The sequence below is a fragment of the Kordiimonas sp. SCSIO 12610 genome, from assembly GCF_024398015.1.
Taxonomy (GTDB): domain Bacteria; phylum Pseudomonadota; class Alphaproteobacteria; order Sphingomonadales; family Kordiimonadaceae; genus CANLMI01.
In genome coordinates this window covers 3,179,190-3,199,630 of the sequence record NZ_CP073747.1, presented here as the reverse complement: position 1 = coordinate 3,199,630, position 20,441 = coordinate 3,179,190, and the positions used below count along the sequence as shown (strand labels likewise).

Genomic DNA, 20,441 nt, shown 5'->3' with positions numbered 1-20,441 from the left:
TAATCTATTAAATTGTAGGGTCGTTATATTCTGCCCCCTCATGATCCAATAGCCATTTTTTACGCTCTAAACCACCAGCATACCCTGTCAGGGACCCATCTGCACCAATAACCCGGTGACAAGGATGAATAAGACATATGGGGTTTCTGCCGTTCGCGCGCCCAACAGCTCTTGGTGCTGACCCAAGTTTATTAGCAAGTTCCCCGTATGAACAGGTTGTTCCGGCATCTAACTGTTGAAGTTCGCCCCATACTTTCTTTTCGAATGGGGTCCCTTCTGGTGCCGTACTGATAGTATTCAATATACTTGTTTCGCCATCGAAATATCTATCAAAGACTATTGTGAGTGACGGGTCCAAAGGAATGTCTTGCAGAGCATGATTAGGGTAAAATCGGTTGATCTGTCGTTCAATACGCTCGTTTCTATCGCTGAACTCACAAATCAATATTGTTTTACCTCGATAGACAATTGTTAGGTCCCCAGCAGTTGATTGGTAAATAGACTGGAAAAGTGTTTCATGTATTTGTGTCATGAGAAACCTCTTGGTGCGCTTGTCGCCATTCTGTGGGGCTTTGTTGAACTTTGCATTTAAAGGCATCGTTAAAACGCCGTAAGCTTTGAAAACCGGCCGCATAGGCAATATCGGAAATTGAAGCAGCACTTTGCTGTAACATCGATTTTGCAAGCTCTATTCGATTTTCAGTTCTGATGTCCTGTGGCGGTTTACCAACATGTTCGACAAATAGCCGCCTGACATGCCTCGAGCTTAGCCCTAAACTTTCCGAAAGGTTTTCCAGTGAGCTTGGGCCATTTGGTTGGGCGAGTAACCTCAAGGCTCGCTTTACTGTCGCTTCTGTGCCATCCCATGCCGGGCTTCCCGGACGGGTTTCTGGTCTGCATCTTTTGCACGCACGAAACCCAGCTTTTTGCGCAAGGTCACTTGTCGCAAAATAAAGGACATTTTCTGGTTTAGGCTTGGGGGCGGGGCAAATTGGTCTGCAATAGATGCCAGTAGATGTTACAGCAAAAAAGAGGTGTCCATCGTACCGACTATCGCGGTCTCGTAGCGCTTCATACAATATATGTTTTGGCTTAGTCTCAATCATCATGCGATGAATGTAACAGAATTATAAGAATATACTCGCCGTTTTCGGACATGTATTTATTTTATGATGTCGGTGTATTGGCTGTGAAAAGCGACCCCATAATTGCTATCGTCGCTAAGAAAGCAACAAAAGGTATCAGGTCTAGCGAAGGTCGGGCATTGCTATCGTTCAATGAGAGCACAATTTTACGCGCTGCGAGTGAGCTTGTGATCATGGTTATGAAACCAAACACGTTTAATCCGATGAGTTTTAAGTTCAAATAGTCGCCTTCAAATGTTGGTAAAAAGCGAAAGGCAGCGAACAGCAAAAGCCCGGCAAATAAACTTAGTGAGCTATATAGTGCCATCAAGCCCCAGTGCCTGATCTTCTCAAGGAGTTGGTGTTTTTTTGATGAAGCAGACATGCACAATACTCAGGCTATTAGCGTTTGAAAGCTTTATCATACACATCCATTAGGCGTGCGCTATCAACTTCTGTATAAATTTGTGTGCTCGATAGATCAGCGTGCCCCAGAAGCTCCTGAATGGTGCGAAGGTCCCCGCCGTTGGAGAGTAAGTGTGTCGCGAAGCTATGCCTGAGCGCGTGAGGGGTCGCATTATCAGGCAATCCAAACGCTGTACGTACCTTTTGCATCGCAAGCTGGATCATTCGTGCGTTCAACCGTCCGCCCCGCACGCCGCGGAAAAGTGCCTGCCCTTTTTCAAGGGTATAGGGACACGCTTTAACATAGGCATTAATGGTTTCACGAACAACGGGCAGTATGGGGATGATACGTTCCTTACCGCGTTTGCCGATGATTCGCATCGTATCATCCTTGGGTATATCCTCCGCGTTCATCGACAGGGCTTCGTTGATTCGAAGGCCGCAACCGTAAAGTAGCGAAATTACGGCGGTATCGCGCAGGGAAATCCAATTGTCCTCTGTGAAACTACCGATTGTCTCCACCATTGTTTTTGCGCCTTCTATGCTTAGGGGGCGGGGGACTTTGTGCGGTGTTTTAGGCCCCTGTAGTGCGTGAATGGCATCGTTTTCAATATTGTGGTGCCGGCTGAGGTATCGGTAAAAGTTACGGATCGAGGAAAGAGTTCTGTTGAGTGAATTAGCAGATAGGCCCGTATTCTTTCTACTTGCAAGAAATGACCTGAAATCACGAATGTTAAGTTGTCCCAGCAACTTCGAGGTTATTAATTCACCTGAATGATTGGATATGAACTGAAGAAATATTGATAGGTCGTGCCCATATGCGGTTAGTGTATGCCCAGAGTATCTCTTTTCACTAGATAAGTATCGGCGCCAATCTTGAATTAAAGAAGCAGTCTCTGAATGAATAAGCGGCAGGATGGTAGGGCTATCTATAAATTCAGAAATGTCATCGGCATTTGAATTTGGCATATAAGCTTTTACCTGATGTGTCCTTAAATGCTTGGGAATCGTAAGCGCCCTAAAAACCGTGATAGCGATGGCATATTAGCTGTTGCCTTACGCATCTCAAACTTTGTCTTTTCGATTTTCATCACATCTTCAATTCGGCGATCAAGAAATTCCCAAGTGTCTTCAAACTGATCGCTTTCGTCATTGAGCCAATATAGTAACACAGCACTGTAGACCCCGGATAGGGTCATGCGCTTTGTGTACCAGTTATGGTCGGTTGATGTATCACCAGCTGCACGCCACATGGTGTCAGCGGTGCGCCATAATGCTTTTGGCCCCAAGGCTACATGCTGTGGCATAGCAAGAAGCGCAAGGGCGCGTGCGATCGCTTCCCGGTATTCTGTATTTTGCTCAAGTCGCGTTTTAACGGCGACAGTGATGCGATCGCGGATGCGCATACTTGGTAGATTCATATCAGTTAGTGTCTGCATCAGGCGGGTATCAGCACACTCAAGATGTAATTCCAGAACCTCGATGGCACCGCGCGGGAATGCAAGTTCCGCCATTTCAGAACTTATGCCCAGATCACTAGCGGCGTTATTTAAGGCAGCAACCGACCAGCCATCAAAAGCAATATGGTCCATCATTGCTTCCATCAGAGGAACTCGGAGTTCTTCAGGTGTCATATCGCTGATTGATAATTTCTTTAATGCCATAACCGACTCGTCTCATTTTAAATAGATACTATAATTATCATGAAAGATTGGTGTTAGCGAGTGGCTTAATGCCGCATTCTAGAACGAATCCTGTGTTAACAATCGCTGTTTGATGCAGGGCTTTGCCAAATAGCGACTTTTCTGGTAGGATATCACCCATAATAAGGACTTGCCTTCTGGAGCTCTATCCGGCGGGACGGGACATTTGTTTAAAAAACTTGTGTGCAAGCTATGTGTTTGCTATAGGGCCTATGCCCTGTAGATGTGCGCCCGGCTTGCCGTCTACGAATTTTGGCTATGAAAGGAGTGAGAAACCCATGGAGGTTTCCGTTCGGGATAATAATGTTGACCAGGCACTTCGTGCATTGAAGAAAAAACTTCAGCGCGAGGGTGTTTATCGTGAAATGAAAATGCGTCGTTTTTACGAAAAGCCATCTGAAAAGAAGGCTCGTGAACAAGCAGCAGCTGTTCGTCGTGCACGCAAGCTAGAGCGTAAACGCCTTGAGCGTGATGGACTAGTGATTAGAAATCGCTAATTTATCCGTTTCTGGTTAAAGCATTTAAAACCCTTCGAGTGCATCACTCGAGGGGTTTTTACTTTAAGGGTATAGCAAAGAAATAACTATATCTGTTTTCTAGCTTTTTACTGAGAGCGCAAGCCAGAGATGGTCGCTGTTGGTGCGATTGCATCAGGGTCTATGATAATTTCAATTAATGCAGGTCTGTTCGCTTTCATTGCAGCCTCAAGCGCTGGTGCAAATTGATCGGTTTTTTCAACGCGGTCTGCGAACATACCGAAGCTCTCAGCAAGCTTTACAAAGTCAGGGTTTTCCAATTCGGTGCCGGAAACACGGGCAGGGTAATCCCGTTCCTGATGCATGCGGATAGTCCCAAACATGCTGTTGTTAAATACAAGAAAGATTACATTGGCATTATACTGAGCAGCAGTTGCTAGCTCCATAGCACTCATCATAAAGCATCCATCACCCGCGCAGGCGATGACTGTACGGTCGGGATGAGTGATCTTGGCGGCAATTGCGGCGGGAACACCGTATCCCATCGCACCAGACGTTGGTGCAAGCTGGCTTGGAAACGTCTGATAGCGGTGAAAGCGATGCAGCCATGCGGCATAGTTGCCAGCACCGTTACAAAGGATAGCATCCTCTGGCAGGGCACTGCGCATGTATTCATAAAGTGCTGCAACCTTCACATCACCAGGGTTGTCGGTTGAAGCTGTCCAGGCTTCAAATTCTGTACGCGCTTCTTTGACACGGCCAGCCCAGTTCGATTTATTCTCAAATGATATTGTTGCTAATACGGGGGCGAATGTTTTCGGGCTGGCATTGATCGCAAGGTCTGGCTGGTACACACGGCCCAGTTCTTCAGCTCCCTGATGTATATGGATCAAGGTTTGATCGGGTACGGGTACGTTCAAGCGTTCATAGCCCCCAGTTGTCATTTCACCTAATCTCGGCCCAAGAACAAGAAGAACATCGGCTTCCTGCATGCGTTTAATCAGTTTTGGATTGGCACCAATACCCATATCACCTGCGTAATTTGGATGATTATTGTCAAAACGATCTTGGCACCGGAACGACACGCATACAGGCAAATTGTTGTTTTCTGCGAAAGATTGAATGCTTGCGACAGATGCTTTGTCCCAGCCGCTACCACCGAGCATTAGAAGGGGACGTTCGGCTTTATCCATCAAGGATTTCAATTGGTCGAGGTCCGCTTGGCCTGGATGAGATAGTGAAGGCGTATAAGGGATAGAGTTTTGTGGCGCGCATAGATCGCGAAGCATATCTTCGGGCAATGCAAGGGCAACAGGGCCAGGGCGCCCTGATGTTGCAACGCGAAAGGCGCGACCAATATATTCTGCAATCCGTGAGGCATCGTTAATTTCAGCAGTCCATTTTGTCACTTCGGAGAGAAAGCGACGATAATCGATTTCCTGAAAGGCCTCGCGCTCTACCTGATCTGCTGCAACTTGACCAATTAACATAATCATCGGGGTGCTGTCTTGAAAAGCAGTATGAAGCCCAATTGTTGCATGTGTGGTTCCTGGGCCGCGGGTGACGAAACAAATGCCGGGCTCTCCGGTCAGCTTGCCGTATGCCTCGGCCATATTGGCGGCGCTTGCTTCATGCCGGCAGATGACAAAATCCAGTTCACCTTGGACGTCGTGTAATGCGTCGAGGGCAGCAAGATAACTTTCTCCAGGGACACCGAAGGCTTTCTTTGCACCATTGGCCAGCAAAGCATCAATCAAGGCCTTCCCACCGGTGATCATGTGATTATCTGCCATATTTCCCTCTTATGTGTTTGATATTATTGGAATGGGTTTATATAGGCCAATGTTTATGGCGTTGACCATCCTTTTTCAATGATAAGGCGTCAGTAGATTACACAAATTTGATAATGGTCATGATAGTTTATTGGCATGTGTACTAATACGTGATCACTCAGGCGTGAGTGAAGGTGATTACGCATTTCCGTTGGGATGAATATATTCACCATAATTATATGTATGATTGTCCAAAATGACAGGCGGTCATGAATTAAGACCTTTTAAATACGGAATATTTTGTTTAGTTAGGTGTATGCAAAAAACAAAGTTTAAACCAAGTCCACTTGTCTCAGCATCCTTAAAAACAGATGTAAACTATGGAACCCCGGAAGAGATTATCCCCGGTGTTGTTCGAATTCTTGCTGATAACGCTAAGGATTATACCGGACCCGGAACAAATACTTATTTTGTAGGTGATGAAGATCTTTGGATTATTGACCCAGGTCCTGATGATCAAGAGCATATTGATGCGATCGTTAACTTTGTTGGCGCAAGAACTGTTAAGGGAATTTTCATAACCCATACACATTTGGACCACAGCCCGGCGGCCAAACCATTAAAGGCGCGCTTTGATGCTTCTGTTTATAGTTTTGGTAAATTGTCCTCAGAGATTATGGCACTGACAGATGAGGATGTTGATCCTGACTTTGTTACAGATGTTGAATTGGCGGATGGTGCGATTGTAGGCGACGGTGAATGGCAGATTATCGCGCGGCATACACCGGGACATTTTCCAAACCATATGTGTTATTTTTTGCCAAACAAGAAGGTGATGTTTTCAGGTGATCATGTGATGGGCTGGTCGACAACTGCCGTTGTGCCGCCACTTGGGCATCTAGGCGAATATCTAGAAAGTCTTGATAAACTGGAAGCCGACAATAGCCAAATTATGCTACCAAGCCATGGCCTGGTAATTGATGATCCAAAAGGGCGGATACAGGATATTCGCGATCATCGTTATATACGGCATCAGCAAATTCAGGATTGCCTAAAGCTAGGTATTACCTCGCCAGCTGACATAGTCGATAAAATATATGAAGGATTGACGCCGCGTTTAATAGAGGCAGCACAAGGACAAGTTCAAGCGCATCTTGAACTTATTGATATGCCAATAAGGGTATCATCGTAAAAATTAGAATGTGAGGGTGAATATGCTTCCCCCGTCCTTGCGTTGTTTATAGGTTATAGCACCACCGTGTGCGATCATAACTTGCCTGGTTAACGCGAGGCCCACACCGCTTCCTTCGCGTTTGGTAGTGAAAAAGGGAACAAATATTTTTTGGGCTGTCTCTGGGTCAATACCACACCCATTGTCTTCAATCTCAATGATTGTCCGCCCCCGACTGCTTAATCGCGCATTTAGCCAAACATTAGCGTCATCAACCCCATTAAGGGCATGTCCAGCATTTTGCAGCATGTTAATCAGGATTTGCTCGATCATTTTAGGGTCAGCATTCAAATCAAGTTCACTTGGGGAAATATTAGTATGCAATTTAATCTGATTGTCGGCCCAATCGTGGGTTCCGAGTAACTTCACGCTCGTAAATAATTCATGAATTAGGATACGAGTTTTCTCTGGCGGTGGTAATCGTGTTAGGCGTCTGTAGCTGGTAACGAATTGCATCAGTCCGTCGGATCTTCTGGCAACAGTTTTAACGGCATCCTTTACATCACTTAGTTCTTCCACCAAATCGGGTTGATCAGTGACTCTGTCACGGACATCATCAATGAGGTCTTCCGCTGTTTTCGCGAGCGACGCGACTGGAGTGATTGAATTCATAATTTCGTGGGTCAATACCCGCACCAAGTCCTGCCATGCTTCCAATTGCGCTATATCAAGTTCACTTTGAATGTCCTGCAAGCTTATTAAACGCTCGACCTCTCCGGCCAGTATAATTTGTGTTGCAGCGACGGTCAGGCGTTGTTCAACATCATCAACAACGAAGATCGCTAATTTTCTTTCGCCAGTCTTTATTGATAGAATTTCGTCATGGAAACGCTGGCCAAACTGCTCCAGATCGCTTGTTTTTGTTACATGAGCACTGCCAAAGAGGCGTCTTGCTGCATTGTTCCACTGTGTGATGCTACCATCCTGATGTAGCGATATAAGTGGAACAGGTACATGCTCGACAAGCGCCTTTAGGTGCCTAAGCTCTTCCTCCTGACCAGCTCGGACTTCCCTGAACCGTTCGAGGATGTCAGTGAAAGTATCCCCTAGTTCTTCGAAGCCTGCACCCAAATTTTTGAAATTAAATCGTTGTCCAAAATCGGCATACCGGGCCGCATCCAAAAACCGCGAAATTTCAGCGTTTGTTCGCGAAATGAAGTGCAATACATTATATGTGAGCATTGCCGTTACGCATAACATGAGTAATGTAGCCGCGTGATACCCAGGCGTCGTAAACAGAAATACTAACCCCATTAGGGAAAACATAATGGCGATTAATCGCACCGCCAATAGGAAGCTAAATCTTTTAAAGCTCATGTTTTTCCATCCTGCGATAGAGGGCAGCACGGGTTAGCCCAAGTTCCTTGGCTGCGTGGCTGATATTGTATCGATGTTTCTTTAAAGCCTGTTGTATCGTCTGTTTTTCTATTCTTTCAAGGTTCAGATCGGTGTTGGGTTGCTCTGTTGTTTCTTCAATGGGCGGCTGCGATGACGAAAGTTGATCGGGCAGAGAAAAGTCCGCAGGTAAAAACTCATCACTTTCAGATAAAATGACTGCCCGCTCAATTGCGTGCCGTAGAGCGCGTATGTTGCCGGGCCATTTATAGTGCTTAATTGCAGTAAGAGCCTGATCGGAGAACTTTTTTGCATCAAAACCATATTTTCGCGCATAAAACTCGGCATAATATGTTGCTATCGTCTCAATATCCTCTACTCGGTCGCGTAGGGGAGGCACTGTTATTTCCACCGTGTTAAGTCTGAAAAGCAGGTCTGGTCTAAAAACCGTCTCATCAAGTAGCTTTTCTTTCGAGACATTTGTCGCGGCTATTATTCGAACATCAATATTATGGGCTTTAGTATCACCGACTGGGGTAATTTTGCGCTGTTCCAACACTGTTAAGAGTTTTGATTGCAAATGTAGTGGAAGGTTACCAATTTCATCCAAGAATAACGTGCCGCCGTTTGCTGCTTGAAAAAGCCCAACTTTGTTCTCATTGGCCCCAGTAAAGGCTCCTTTTTTGTGCCCGAAAAGCTCAGACTCAAACAGGCTTTCGGTAATAGTTCCCATATCTACTGACATGAACACTTCATGTTGCCGAAGTGAGTGTTCATGAATTTTCCGTGCAGCGAGTTCTTTTCCTGTTCCGTTTTCACCTAATATCAGGACATTTGCGTCGGTCGGGGCTGATTTCTTAATCAGTGAGAGCATTGTCGAAGTTGCTGGGCTTGAACCAATGATTGGTTGTTCAACTTTGCCGCTAGCTTGTTTCAGTACTTTGTTGGTTTTTTTCAAACTGTCCGCTTCACTACGGCTCCGACGTAATTTTACAGCCGACGATAAAGTGGCAATGACTTTTTCATTTTGCCAAGGCTTAGCAATAAAATCTGTTGCCCCGCGTTTCATTGCCTCAACCGCCATATCGACGCCGCCGTGTGCTGTGATTAAAACAACAACAGCGTCAGGATCAATTTCCAGAATTTTCTCTAACCAAAGGAAGCCCTGATCCCCGCTCGAAGCGCCGGGGCTGAAATTCATATCAAGAAGAATAGCATCGAAATCATGCTCGCCCATAAGCATAGGGATATGATGTGGCTGATTAGAGCTGATAACTTTTGCATAATGCCGTTTTAAAAGAAGTTTTCCTGCGATCAATATATCTTCATCATCATCGACAATTAAGATTTTACCGTCTTTTTTCGTCACTATGCCATCCCTTGTTTCGTGAAGTGTTCATAAGCGTACATCAAGTGTCCATTTTCGTACATATTTATGTGCTTTAGAAAACTATTTTTTTAAAAATACATAAATATCAATATCTTAGCATATGGTATGGGTATTGCTTAGTAGTCGTGTAACTTAGCGGTTACAAAGAATATGACAAATAATGGATAGAAAAATGGGTACGGTAACAAATATGACTAATGGTCCCGACAGCGAGGAAAACCAAGAAAATAATAAGCCCAGAAAAGCTCCTAAAATGCCTAAAGGTATGAGTTCCAAGCCATCAATCTCCGGTTCAGGGATGGATCGTGTAGTCGAAAAAAAGCGCAACCCACTTAAGTATGTCATCATCTGTACCGCGATTGTGGGTGTTGCGGCTTTGATATGGTTTGCATTTCAGGATGTTGGGGGTGGCCGTACCTTTAGAGTTGATGAAAATAGAATTGTTGTTTCCACTGTCTCTGAAGGTGTTTTTGAAGATTTTATTCCAGTTAGGTCGAGGGTTACGCCGCTTAGGACTGTTTTCCTCGACGCGATTGAGGGTGGTCGTGTTGAGCGCGTGCTAGTAGAAGACGGCGCGACCGTTCAAGAAGGTGATTTGATTGTTGAATTGTCAAACACTAGCCTCCAGCTAGAGGTCACACGGAACGAAGCTTTGGTAACAGAGCAGCTGAATAACCTTAGAACAATAGAGCTTCAACTAGAACAAAACCGCCTGTCACATAAGCGTAATCTTGCTGATTTTGAATATCAAATTAAGCGCCTAACACGTCAGGCGGAGCGCCAGCGACAGTTGATCACTAACGGTACTGTATCTCAGCAGGTTTTGGATGAGACAGAGGATGAGCTCGCTTACAACGTAACACGCAGGGAGCTAACATTAGAAAGTCAGGCAACAGATGCACGCATGCAAGAACAGCAGCTTGCTTATCTAAAGGAACGGGCGGTTCAATTAGAGAAAAATCTGGATTTTGCTCGTCAGAATTTAGACGCCCTAAATGTTCGAGCACCTGTATCAGGTAAACTATCGGGTTTTGATATAGAAATTGGTCAAAGTATTACCCGCGGTGGACGCTTGGGCCAAGTTGATGATCCTGAACAATTTAAATTAACAGCAAATATTGATGAATTTTACCTAGGGCGTGTTGATATAGACCAAACTGCCAGTTTTGAGCGCGGTGGCAGTACCTATCAAATGCGGATTTCAAAAATATACCCTCAAGTCAATAACGGCCAGTTCGAAGTGGATATGGTTTTTACTAGCGAGCAGGCTGATGGCATCAGGCGGGGCCAAACAATTCAAACAAAATTGACGCTTGGTGATGAAACCAAAGCACTTTTGATACCGAATGGTGCGTTCTTCCAGGATACTGGTGGTAACTGGATCTTTGTTGTTGCTCCGGACGGTTCACAGGCTATCAGACGAAACGTCAGGCTTGGCCGTAGAAATTCCAGATATATCGAAGTCCTCGAAGGATTAGAAGCGGGTGAAAAGGTCGTGACATCGCCTTACTCAAGCTATGTGGACATGGACCGCCTGAAATTAAATTAAAGTTGGTGAAGACAAACCCAGCAAAAAACAAGACAGAAAGGAAACTCCAATGTTGAAACTTCATAATTTATCCAAGGCATACCGAACGGATGAAGTGGAGACGGTTGCATTGAATAATGTGAATATCGAGATTGCAGCAGGTGAATTCGTCGCCATTATGGGGCCATCCGGCTGTGGAAAATCGACACTTCTGAATATTATCGGTATGCTGGATACGCCGACCGAAGGTGATTATTTCTTCATGGAAGAAAATATCGCGCGGTATTCCGAATCCAAACTTGGAAATATCCGCAAACATAATATTGGGTTCATATTTCAGTCGTTTAACTTGATCGATGAACTCACCGTTGCAGAAAATATCGAGCTAGCACTTCTGTATCACAATATTCCTTCAAGCGAGCGCCGGGACCGTGTAGCCGCTGTTATGGACAAAGTTGGCATTGCTCATCGGGCCAAGCATATGCCTAGTCAGCTTTCTGGCGGGCAACAACAGCGGGTTGCGGTGGCACGTGCCGTTGTTGGTGATCAGGCTATGATTTTGGCGGATGAGCCTACAGGTAACCTCGATAGTGCGCACGGGCAGGAAGTGATGGAGATGCTTCAGTCCTTGAATGAAGAAGGAACGACCATCGTGATGGTTACCCATAGCCCAGCCCACGCTGATTATGCACGAAGAACAATTAACCTGTTTGATGGCCATGTTGTTACTGAGAATGTCAGGGCAGCGATCTAATGAAGGGGATCTAAACACCCCCAAACAGCACGACAATTGAAGTTTTGAGAGATGAATAAATAAAAAACAAAAATGACACGGGATAGAAGAGGATAGTGAAGGATGTTTGCGAACTATATCAAAATGTTGCTTAGGGTGGCGCTGCGCTCCCGCCTTCATAGCTCAATTACAATTTTCGGTCTCACCCTCGGTTTAACAATAAGTTTTTTAATCATGATGTTTGTTTGGTTTGAAACACATTATGAAGTGAATTTCGAAAATTCCAATCGTACATATCGGGTGGAGGCACTGGTTACTGCCCCGGGTCGTGAAACGATGCATTATAATATGAGCATGGGGCCAACTGCCGGGCTATTGCTCGACCGCCTCGATTATGTAGAACAGGCTGGTCGGAGCAGAATAGAATGGCATAGTTATCAAATTGAAGACGGTGAAGTTTTCAATGCCCCAACATATTTGGCAGACCAGGGGTTTCTGGAAATATTCTTCCTTGATTTTATCGCGGGCGGCAAAGAAGGACTGCAAAATCAAACATCCATTATCATCAGCGAAAGCAGAGCTGAGTTACTTTTCGGTTCAACGGACGTTGTCGGCAAAGTTATTCAGGTAACCGATGGAAGACCATTAAATATTGTTGGGGTATTTAAGGATTTACCTGAAAATACTCACCTTACTGTTGATATGTTAATTCCCTTGAATTCGCCGCAGCAATATATCCCGGCGGAACGTGTTGAGACGTCCTGGAGGCATATTTCAGTTCAAACCTATGTTTTGACAAAATATGAGGTTGATCCGGTTCAGTTTGCAGCAGACATCAATAAATTAGTTGAGGACACAGCTGCATCCGATGGCGCCTCGACAACGGGAAGTAATGCGGAACTTATTGTGGAGCCGATTAAGGATATCCATTTGTTTGGTGGTCCTTATCGCTCACGCAATAAACCTGCCGGGAATCCTGAACAACTTAGGATCATATCTGTTATTGGTATTCTTGTTTTGGCAGTTGCCTGCTTCAATTACGTCAATATTTCCACAGCTAGGGCGATGACGCGTGCGCGCGAAGTGGCCATGCGCAAAGTTGTTGGTGCGGGGCAAAAAAACTTAGTTGTTCAATTCCTCGGCGAGACGATGTTTTATGTTCTTTTGTCATGGTTTCTTGCGCTTGTGATTCTTGATGCCTTGTTGCCTATTGTGAATGACTTTATGTCAAGAAACCTGACCAGCAGTATAATTTGGAACCCTGGTGTTGTGATGTGGCAGGTTGCGATCTTGGGGGTGGTTATTATTGCCTCGGGTTTGTATCCAGCATTTTACCTGTCACGTTTTAACCCCATTCAGATTCTAAAAGAGCAGACCGCTCATGCTCACCGCAAAATCAGCCTGAGAACGGTTCTCGTGGTACTTCAATTTGCGGCATCTGTTGGTTTGATCATAGCTGCCAGTGTCATCTATATACAGACGAATTACGCCAGAAATGTAGAATTGGGCTTCGATAAAGAGGATATGATTGCTTTATATGGTATCGGTCGTGGGCCAGCAGAAAGTATTCGTTTATCTACGGCACTCGATAATGCCATAGCCGGAAAACCTGGCATCATAAGCGTAAGCGGCTCTGAAGCGCAGCCATCGTGGGACCACCAAAGCGAAGCACGGCTTGGCACCGTTGGAATGGCGAAAGAGGATTACCTCAGCTTCAATCAGCTTGCGGTCGATTTGGACTATTTTGAGACTTATAAGGTTGATTTGGTTTCGGGCAGAGCGTTCTCACAAGAATTTGCCTCAGATACCCTACAATGGGATTTGGAAAAACGCGAAACTGTTGAACTTCCTTTGATCATAAATAAAAAGGGTGTTCGAACTCTTGGATTTAACAGTGAAATTGAAGCTGTTGATCAAACGATCACGATCGAATTATGGTCCGGTGCCCTGCGCGAAGCCAGAATTGTGGGCGTAGTCGATGATTTTCATTTCCGATCTATTCGCAATGAAATTGAACCAATGGTTTTCTATCCTGACCCAAGCAGGTTTGCGACCATGTCTGTACGGATCGACCCAAACCAGCGTGACACAGCGATTGAAAGCATTCAGAATGGTTGGAACCAAGTTTTGTCATACCAATCAATGGGGTATGGATATTTAGATCAGGCAATTATAGCCCAATATGTTGAGGACGAGCGTTTGTTGATTGTGGTGGCTGTGCTTGCTGCTATTGCAATTTTGATTGCAGGACTTGGTTTATATGGACTGGCAGCGTTCAACCTGGAACGCCGGATCAAAGAAATTGGTATTCGTAAAGTTTTGGGTGCCGAAACGGGCGATATTGTTCGACTGGTAGCGTGGCAATTTTCCCAACCGGTACTGTTTGCAAATTTAATCGCTTGGCCAATCACATGGTTTGCCATCCATCAATGGCTTGCCGGGTTTGCATATCGGATTGATCTGACGCTTGTACCCTTCCTGATAACGGGTTTAGCAGCGCTTATTGTCGCTATTTTAACGGTGGGTGGCCAGGCAATGAATGTCGCAAGGTCAAATCCGGTCAATGCGTTGAAATATGAATAGCGCTAAGCCTCATTGATAAAAAAAGATAATAAAGCGAGGAAATAAAAATGTTTCAAAATTACATTCTAACAGCTTGGCGGCATATACTAAAAAATCGACTGTTTTCCCTAATCAACGTGTTTGGGCTTTCGATCGGATTGATGAGTTGCATCTTGATTATTTTGTTTGTGCGCGATGAGCTATCATATGATCATTGGCTTTCAGAGTCGGACCGTATCGTAAGGTTACATTCCGCATTCGTTCCACGTGGCCAGCCAGAATTTAAAACCGTAAGAGCGCCCGGTTTTTGGGCCGAGGCAATAAGTAACTATGCACCAGATCAGGTTGAGGTCTCTGTGCGTTTGTTAGCTAATGACACAACAGTTATTCAGAATGGTGAAGCCTTTACCGAGAGCTTATTATTTTCTGATCCAGCATTCTTCCAGATATTTAAACTCCCCTTTGTGGAGGGAAGCGGTGAGACATCATTTAACCGACCATTGGACTTGGTCATCTCGGAAGAAAGCGCACTTAAATACTTCGGGCGAACTGATGTTGTCGGTGAAACTTTGACTTTCTGTTGCTTGCAAAATCAGAAGCTTGAGGTTGCTGTTACGGGTGTGATCAAGGATATCCCCTTAAACAGTCATTTGAGCGGTGATATGATTGTTCTGATGGATGAGGATATGTTTGATTTTGCACCAAACCTCCTCAAAACCTGGACCAGTGTAAACACATATACCTATTTCAAGCTTAAAGACGGCGCAACGGCCAACAGTTTGCAAGAACGGATTTGGACATGGTTAGACACAGACAGTCCTCTAATTCAAATGTTCGCCGATGCTACCGCGAACGGTCAAATTGAAGGGGACGCCGCTAAGGTTACCGATGTCGTTCAGCCGAAAATCATGGCCGTTCCTGATCTGCATCTCTATGCGAGGGATGACGCCGGGAATAGTGGCGATATGACAGTTATGGGTGATATCAAAACGGTCTATACATTCTCTGCGATTGCTCTTTTGATTTTAGTGATCGCTAGTATTAACTTCATGAATCTGGCAACAGCCAGGGCGGCGCACCGCGCGCGTGAGGTGGCGCTCAGGAAAACAATGGGTGCGTCGAGATTACAAGTGGCCGTTCAGTTTTTGGGTGAGGCTGTCGCAATCACAATGATGGCCCTCTTGCTTGCTTTTGTCGGCGTTGAACTTGCGCTCCCGAGTTATAATGAAGTTATCGGTAAAAATTTGGATATCGATTTATTGGACGATTTGCCATTGATGCTGGCTCTGTCAACCGCAACAGTTCTGGTGGGGGTAATCTCTGGGATGTATCCAGCGACTTATCTGTCACGCTTTATGCCCGCGAAAACCCTTAAATCCAATCAGTCGTCAGATAATAGCGGATCTAATAATTTTAGGTCGATATTGGTTGTTTTGCAGTTCTCGATTTCGATTGGCCTGATCGTTTGTACAGGCGTTATTTATGCCCAAACCTATTATGCGAAGTCATTTGATACGGGCTATGATTCCGAGAATAAGTTGATTGTTCGCGGGCTTGGCCGTTCCTCGATTGTTGAACAAGCGAACGCACTTCGTCAGGAATTAGAAAAAGTTCAGGGCGTAGAGAGCGTGGTGATATCATCTGAAGTCCCAAGTCAGGATCGTAATAATAACACTGGTTTCACTCGCTTAAACTCGGGTGACGAAACGTCATTGCAAACAGTGTTAAATTATCACTCTGTTGGATACGGGTTTTTTGAAGCCTACGATATTAAACCTGTATCAGGGCGTGTTTTTGATAAAAATTATGGTTCCGAAGAAATTATTGAACTTGATGAGAGGGGCGACGAGATTGCTAATGCAAGCGTCGTTATCAACCAATCAGCCGTTAAAAGCCTAGGCTTTGCGAGCGCGGATGAGGCAATTGGTGAAACACTGAGATCAAATATCTTTCAGGCGGGATTGCATGACCTTAAGATTGTTGGTGTTGTTCCTGATCTATATTTCAGATCATTAAAGTTTGGTGTTCGCCCAAGCGTATATTGGGTTCGCGATTCTTGGGCCCGTAATGCAACAATTACCTATAGCGGGACAGACACCAAACAGCTGATATCTGAAATGGAAACGATTTGGCGCACAATGTTTCCTTTAGAGCCTTTATATCATGAATATCTCGATGTGATGATGGCTGCACAATACCAAACTGAAGAGGGGCAAGCGCAATTATTTGCTGCATTCTCTGTGCTTGCTGTCTTGATTGCTTGCCTTGGTTTATACGGGCTCGCCGCGTTTACCGCAGAGCGTAGAACCAAGGAAATTGGTATTAGGAAGGTTCTTGGTGCTACGACACTTGATATTATCCGGCTATTGGTTTGGCAGTTTTCAAGGCCTGTATTGATTGCAAATATCATCGCTTGGCCACTTGCCTGGTATATGATGTCAGGTTGGCTCGAGACCTTTAAGTACAGATTGGATGATAGTTTTATTGTTGCATTTGCTCTTATCGCAGGCTTGGCGGCTTTGACAATTGCCTGGACAACGGTCGCAAGCCGTGCCTTCCGTGTTGCTCAATCCAACCCGATCAAAGCGTTAAGGTACGAATAGTTAAGTCTCAAAATGACACATTATGGGTAAAACTTTAATGATATTTTACCCATAGATTGTAGTTTCTTGAGAGTGCAATACACTGGATGCGTGTAACCAAGTTAGTTAATTTGACCGTATTTGGGTTCCGTATGGAGTGTTTGGCAATGGGATATGTTCCAAGAGGTTTCGGTGATGCAGACATCATAAAACTGGAGAAGATTCTCTTGGCCAAAAAGGTTGGACTGTTTCTTGGTAACACAACCAAAGAACACGAGCGGATTGCCGTGGAAAATGTGGCACGTATTCTCTCCAAGGACTCAAATACGGCTGTCAGGGAAGTGCTGGCCCATGAGCTTGGCTCTTGCACTTCTGTTCCTGAGGATATTGTTGAACGGATCGTTTTGGATGTTGCTGGTGTTGCTGGACCATTCCTGAGAGAGACAAGCCATTTTGACGATGAAGGATTGTCTGAACTAATCAGCACGCTGGAAGATCCCGTGCGCGCTCATATTGCATGCAGAAATGATTTGGGTGAGCTTAGTCAAAAAACTATCGTGGATGTTGGGGGTGAATTGAGTGTTTCCAGCTTGATGGATAATACCAAGCTCCGCTTTTCTAATACAATTTATTCAACTGTGGTTGAACGATTTGGAACTAGCGTTAACGTAATGGATCATATGGGTTTGCGAACCGACCTGACCAAGGACATAGTGTCATTAATTTCAGATAAAGTTTCTAAAAAGTGTAAGCGGAACTTTTATGTTCAGTATGGTGTTGAAATTACACCTGTAGAAACCGATCAGCCTAGTTCTGAATTTCAGAATTTATTGGCAAGGGTCAAAGGTGCAAGCCCCGCACAGGTTCATGCGTGTGTGGCTGATATTCGTAGCCAGCGTAATTTAACCCATACTTTGGTTCTGGAGATGGCAGAGAGTGATTGTTTGCCATTTCTGGAAAGCTCTTTGGCCTTGATGGCTGGCCTGCCCATTGGGCAGGTACAGGATATGATGTCTCTATCCAATAATAAGTCATTTGTGAAACTTATGACAATGGCAGATGTTGAGAAAACCCTGGCACCCAGGTATCTACAAATTGCCAAGAAACATTATGCCGCGCAAAAGCCATTAGCGGCATAATGTATCAAACATTTGTTTATTGGACCGAGGTCGTTTGTCCAATGATTGGTAATTCATGGCGACGTCGTAATATGAGCCATATCGCGCAGATAAATACCAAAACAGCAGTATAGAACAAAACGCCATCTTCTTGTGGAACGCCGTTTTCCATCCACACTACCGTTACTCCAAGCGGAGTGAAGAGATGGAAGAAAATGGCCCCAGCCATTGTTCCAAGGGCAACAACTGCGCCGTAAACCCGTGTTTTGGGAATTAGAAGCAAGATACTTGCGACAAGTTCAACAACCCCAATGAAAATAGCGCCGTAGGTTTTGAACAATTCAAGTCCTAACCATTCTCCAACAGTGTTAAATATGTGCGTTGGTTGCGGATGCCCCGTGAATTTAAATGGTAAGCTTCCTGATAGAATGATCACCATAAAAATAACCGGTGCCCATTCAATATGTTTTTTTATGAAATCCATTATATGTCCCCTTGTGGCTGTATTATATGTATTTCATTGGAAAAACGAAACTCAAATATATTCATCCTGCTGGGACAGGTGTCCTAGTGTGTATTTGGGTAATGGGTGGTGAGTTGCTTCTCATGCCACCACGCATTGATCAGTTCTTTTGGGGTATTTGGTTTAAATCCGCGTGCTCGGTTTTTCGCGCCAATAGCATAAAGGTGCTTATACTGAGAAAACAGGGTTGAATATGCACTCCGAATTGTTGTTCTGGAGTCCCATATATGTGTTGGTTCGCCGCCCGCACCGTTTACTTCAATAATACGAAAGCCATATCCTTGTTTTAGCGCATTAAAGTCACCAAACCTTATGTCAAAACGCCCTACGTAAAACTCGCCCATAGATTTGGCAATTTCATCAAAGGTGTCACGCATTGCGTTTGTAATGTCGTTTTCACCGTTTCGAAAAATGGTGCCGGCTGAATGATTTCCTGCAAACGCGAGACGAACAGAATCGCCTTCAGCTATAACCTCATTAAGACGACCGCGGAAGCGTTCAAAATATAAATGCGCCAGTTTACCTGCTCTTGGGTCGTCTTTGATCAGCTGCTTCAGGGTTGTTTTTCCGTCACCATATACACGCGGAAAATACTTCAGGGTTAGGCTGATAATTTCCCCTTTTTCCTGATCAGGATGTCGGACATAGTATATGCCCGCTTCACCCTCTTCATTTATCAAGGCTTGAAGCATGAAATTGGCACCTTGCGGAAAGGCTTTGATATAGCGCAGAAGGTCTTCCTCACTTTTGACGACCTGAACACCAGCGCCGCGCATTCCAAGATCTGGCTTTGCAACCAAAGGAAACGCCAGCGAGTGTTCTTTCATGCTGTGTAAAGCCTCTTTTAATGTCTTATCTGCGCCTCCATTTCCAGACCATCTCAGGCACAAAATATACGGGGATATCCAATCCCTGCTGACACCAGTAACCTGGTTAAGAACCGCGTTTTTACTTTCACCAACAAGCCCGGAATAGGGTAGGCCCGGATTTGAATTGGTAGGTAAAGTAATGCCCATGTGGCGCATGGATAACCAAGCACAATATAATGCAACAGGTGTGTAAAAGAGTTTCATGGGTGCAAATTCAAACCATGAAACATCATGCGCAGTTTCATCAAGAATTGGCATACCAGCGTGCTGTTCATTGCTTCGCGGCATTGCCCAAATATCATTCTGCATTATTGGTACCTGTAACTGTTGCGGTAGCAGCATTGTTAACGTCTGAGGACGGGTTTTGGATATTTTCAGACAGGGGTAGTTCTTCAGTGCGGTCGGATTTCCGTATTAAAAACGGTATTACAACGACGAAAGCAAAGGCAAAGACAATACCGCCGATTATTCCAGCTGTGCTGCCAAATTCAGATAAAAGCTGTTGAATTTGACTAACAAACAAGACCATCGCACTAACCCAAACTGTAGCAGCGATAGTCATTACAATGGTAAACCGTGTGAGGGAAAGCCCGAAGAATCCAAATGTTAAGTAGGTAGGTAGCCTCGTCCCTGGTAAAAACCGCGAAGAAAATAATACAGCGGTTTGCCGCTTTTCTAACCAACGTTTGAGCGAGCGAGTTTTCCTAACTGGCAATCGCCGCCTCAGAAAACGGCTTTTTTTGGCGAGAGCCCCCAATCCATATAATCCAACATCACCAGCAGCAATACCAAAAGCGAGTGCAAAAATTGCAAGCCCGGGGCTGGTCATTTCGTTACCGACAAGGAGGCTCCCTGTGATCAAGGCAGCATCTTCTGATACCAGTGTTGCTATGGCAAGCGCTATTGCTAGGCTCCATGGATCATGGGCGAGTGACAATAACCAGTTAATTGTTGAATCTACAGAAATATGCCAATCCCCATCATGGTCGTAATTTACTCTTTCCATACACTTCATACAGTACTGAAACTAAACTGTCATGTTTTGCATATAGAGGCATATATAGAGGTTTAAAAAGACAATGAAAGGTCA

At 44.9% G+C, this 20,441-nt stretch carries 18 protein-coding genes and 1 pseudogene; 7 read left to right on the top strand and 12 right to left on the bottom strand.

The features are described 5' to 3' along the window. Window positions 1-7: 7 nt before the first annotated feature. The 6 genes and pseudogenes from KFF44_RS14720 to KFF44_RS14695 all read right to left on the bottom strand — a co-directional run bounded on the left by KFF44_RS14720 (window position 8) and on the right by KFF44_RS14695 (window position 3,193). Window positions 8-532 carry a methylated-DNA--[protein]-cysteine S-methyltransferase gene (locus KFF44_RS14720; RefSeq protein WP_255935521.1) on the bottom strand — a complete coding sequence of 175 codons (525 nt, stop codon included), beginning with the start codon at window positions 530-532 and terminating at the stop codon, window positions 8-10. Then, the gene (locus KFF44_RS14715; RefSeq protein WP_255935519.1) at window positions 516-1,109 is read right to left on the bottom strand and encodes a bifunctional transcriptional activator/DNA repair enzyme AdaA; all 594 of its coding nucleotides are present in this window, start codon (window positions 1,107-1,109) and stop codon (window positions 516-518) included. Before KFF44_RS14715 ends, KFF44_RS14720 begins: the two co-directional genes overlap by 17 nt. Window positions 1,110-1,167: 58 nt before the next feature. Next, entirely contained in the window at window positions 1,168-1,509 is a 342-nt protein-coding gene (locus KFF44_RS14710; protein WP_255935516.1) for a hypothetical protein, read from the bottom strand. Between the two features lie 17 nt (window positions 1,510-1,526). Further along, on the bottom strand, window positions 1,527-2,054 hold the full coding sequence (locus KFF44_RS14705; protein WP_255938849.1) for a tyrosine-type recombinase/integrase: 528 nt from the start codon (window positions 2,052-2,054) through the stop codon (window positions 1,527-1,529). A 108-nt stretch (window positions 2,055-2,162) separates the two neighbouring features. After that, a pseudogene (locus tag KFF44_RS14700) lies at window positions 2,163-2,498 on the bottom strand (site-specific integrase); the annotation flags it as partial. Window positions 2,499-2,521: 23 nt separating this feature from the next. Then, window positions 2,522-3,193, bottom strand: a complete 672-nt coding sequence (locus KFF44_RS14695) for a COQ9 family protein (RefSeq protein ID WP_255935514.1) — start codon at window positions 3,191-3,193, stop codon at window positions 2,522-2,524. Window positions 3,194-3,510: 317 nt separating this feature from the next. Here KFF44_RS14695 and rpsU point away from each other — a divergent pair, with 317 nt between their 5' ends. Continuing rightward, window positions 3,511-3,729, top strand: a complete 219-nt coding sequence (rpsU, locus tag KFF44_RS14690; RefSeq protein WP_255935504.1) for a 30S ribosomal protein S21 — start codon at window positions 3,511-3,513, stop codon at window positions 3,727-3,729. 107 nt (window positions 3,730-3,836) lie between these two features. Here rpsU and KFF44_RS14685 read toward each other — a convergent pair whose 3' ends face one another. Further along, window positions 3,837-5,501, bottom strand: coding sequence for a thiamine pyrophosphate-binding protein (locus KFF44_RS14685; RefSeq protein ID WP_255935503.1), 1,665 nt, complete (start codon window positions 5,499-5,501; stop codon window positions 3,837-3,839). Between the two features lie 295 nt (window positions 5,502-5,796). Between KFF44_RS14685 and KFF44_RS14680 the strand changes: the two genes are divergently transcribed. Continuing rightward, the gene (locus KFF44_RS14680; RefSeq protein WP_255935502.1) at window positions 5,797-6,672 is read left to right on the top strand and encodes an MBL fold metallo-hydrolase; all 876 of its coding nucleotides are present in this window, start codon (window positions 5,797-5,799) and stop codon (window positions 6,670-6,672) included. 3 nt (window positions 6,673-6,675) lie between these two features. Here KFF44_RS14680 and KFF44_RS14675 read toward each other — a convergent pair whose 3' ends face one another. Then, a complete protein-coding gene (locus tag KFF44_RS14675; RefSeq protein WP_255935499.1) occupies window positions 6,676-8,028 on the bottom strand; it encodes a PAS domain-containing sensor histidine kinase in 1,353 nt (450 codons plus the stop codon). Beyond that, entirely contained in the window at window positions 8,018-9,415 is a 1,398-nt protein-coding gene (locus tag KFF44_RS14670; protein ID WP_255935497.1) for a sigma-54 dependent transcriptional regulator, read from the bottom strand. The genes KFF44_RS14675 and KFF44_RS14670 overlap by 11 nt, the downstream gene beginning before the upstream one ends. Before the next feature lie 193 nt (window positions 9,416-9,608). Here KFF44_RS14670 and KFF44_RS14665 point away from each other — a divergent pair, with 193 nt between their 5' ends. The 5 genes from KFF44_RS14665 to KFF44_RS14645 all read left to right on the top strand — a co-directional run bounded on the left by KFF44_RS14665 (window position 9,609) and on the right by KFF44_RS14645 (window position 17,980). Further along, entirely contained in the window at window positions 9,609-10,985 is a 1,377-nt protein-coding gene (locus tag KFF44_RS14665) for an efflux RND transporter periplasmic adaptor subunit (RefSeq protein ID WP_255935495.1), read from the top strand. 49 nt (window positions 10,986-11,034) lie between these two features. Then, a complete protein-coding gene (locus KFF44_RS14660; RefSeq protein ID WP_255935493.1) occupies window positions 11,035-11,718 on the top strand; it encodes an ABC transporter ATP-binding protein in 684 nt (227 codons plus the stop codon). A gap of 102 nt (window positions 11,719-11,820) precedes the next feature. After that, the gene (locus KFF44_RS14655; RefSeq protein WP_370691116.1) at window positions 11,821-14,280 is read left to right on the top strand and encodes an FtsX-like permease family protein; all 2,460 of its coding nucleotides are present in this window, start codon (window positions 11,821-11,823) and stop codon (window positions 14,278-14,280) included. 47 nt (window positions 14,281-14,327) lie between these two features. Then, the gene (locus KFF44_RS14650; RefSeq protein ID WP_255935492.1) at window positions 14,328-16,862 is read left to right on the top strand and encodes an ABC transporter permease; all 2,535 of its coding nucleotides are present in this window, start codon (window positions 14,328-14,330) and stop codon (window positions 16,860-16,862) included. 146 nt (window positions 16,863-17,008) lie between these two features. After that, complete coding sequence (locus tag KFF44_RS14645; protein WP_255935490.1) at window positions 17,009-17,980, top strand: DUF2336 domain-containing protein; 972 nt, start codon at window positions 17,009-17,011, stop codon at window positions 17,978-17,980. 16 nt (window positions 17,981-17,996) lie between these two features. Here the strand turns inward: KFF44_RS14645 and KFF44_RS14640 are convergent, their stop codons facing one another. The 3 genes from KFF44_RS14640 to KFF44_RS14630 all read right to left on the bottom strand — a co-directional run bounded on the left by KFF44_RS14640 (window position 17,997) and on the right by KFF44_RS14630 (window position 20,357). Beyond that, the gene (locus tag KFF44_RS14640; RefSeq protein WP_255935488.1) at window positions 17,997-18,443 is read right to left on the bottom strand and encodes a DoxX family protein; all 447 of its coding nucleotides are present in this window, start codon (window positions 18,441-18,443) and stop codon (window positions 17,997-17,999) included. An 83-nt stretch (window positions 18,444-18,526) separates the two neighbouring features. Beyond that, complete coding sequence (locus KFF44_RS14635) at window positions 18,527-19,660, bottom strand: hypothetical protein (protein ID WP_255935486.1); 1,134 nt, start codon at window positions 19,658-19,660, stop codon at window positions 18,527-18,529. Further along, entirely contained in the window at window positions 19,650-20,357 is a 708-nt protein-coding gene (locus KFF44_RS14630) for a DedA family protein (RefSeq protein WP_255935485.1), read from the bottom strand. Before KFF44_RS14630 ends, KFF44_RS14635 begins: the two co-directional genes overlap by 11 nt. Window positions 20,358-20,441: the final 84 nt, after the last annotated feature.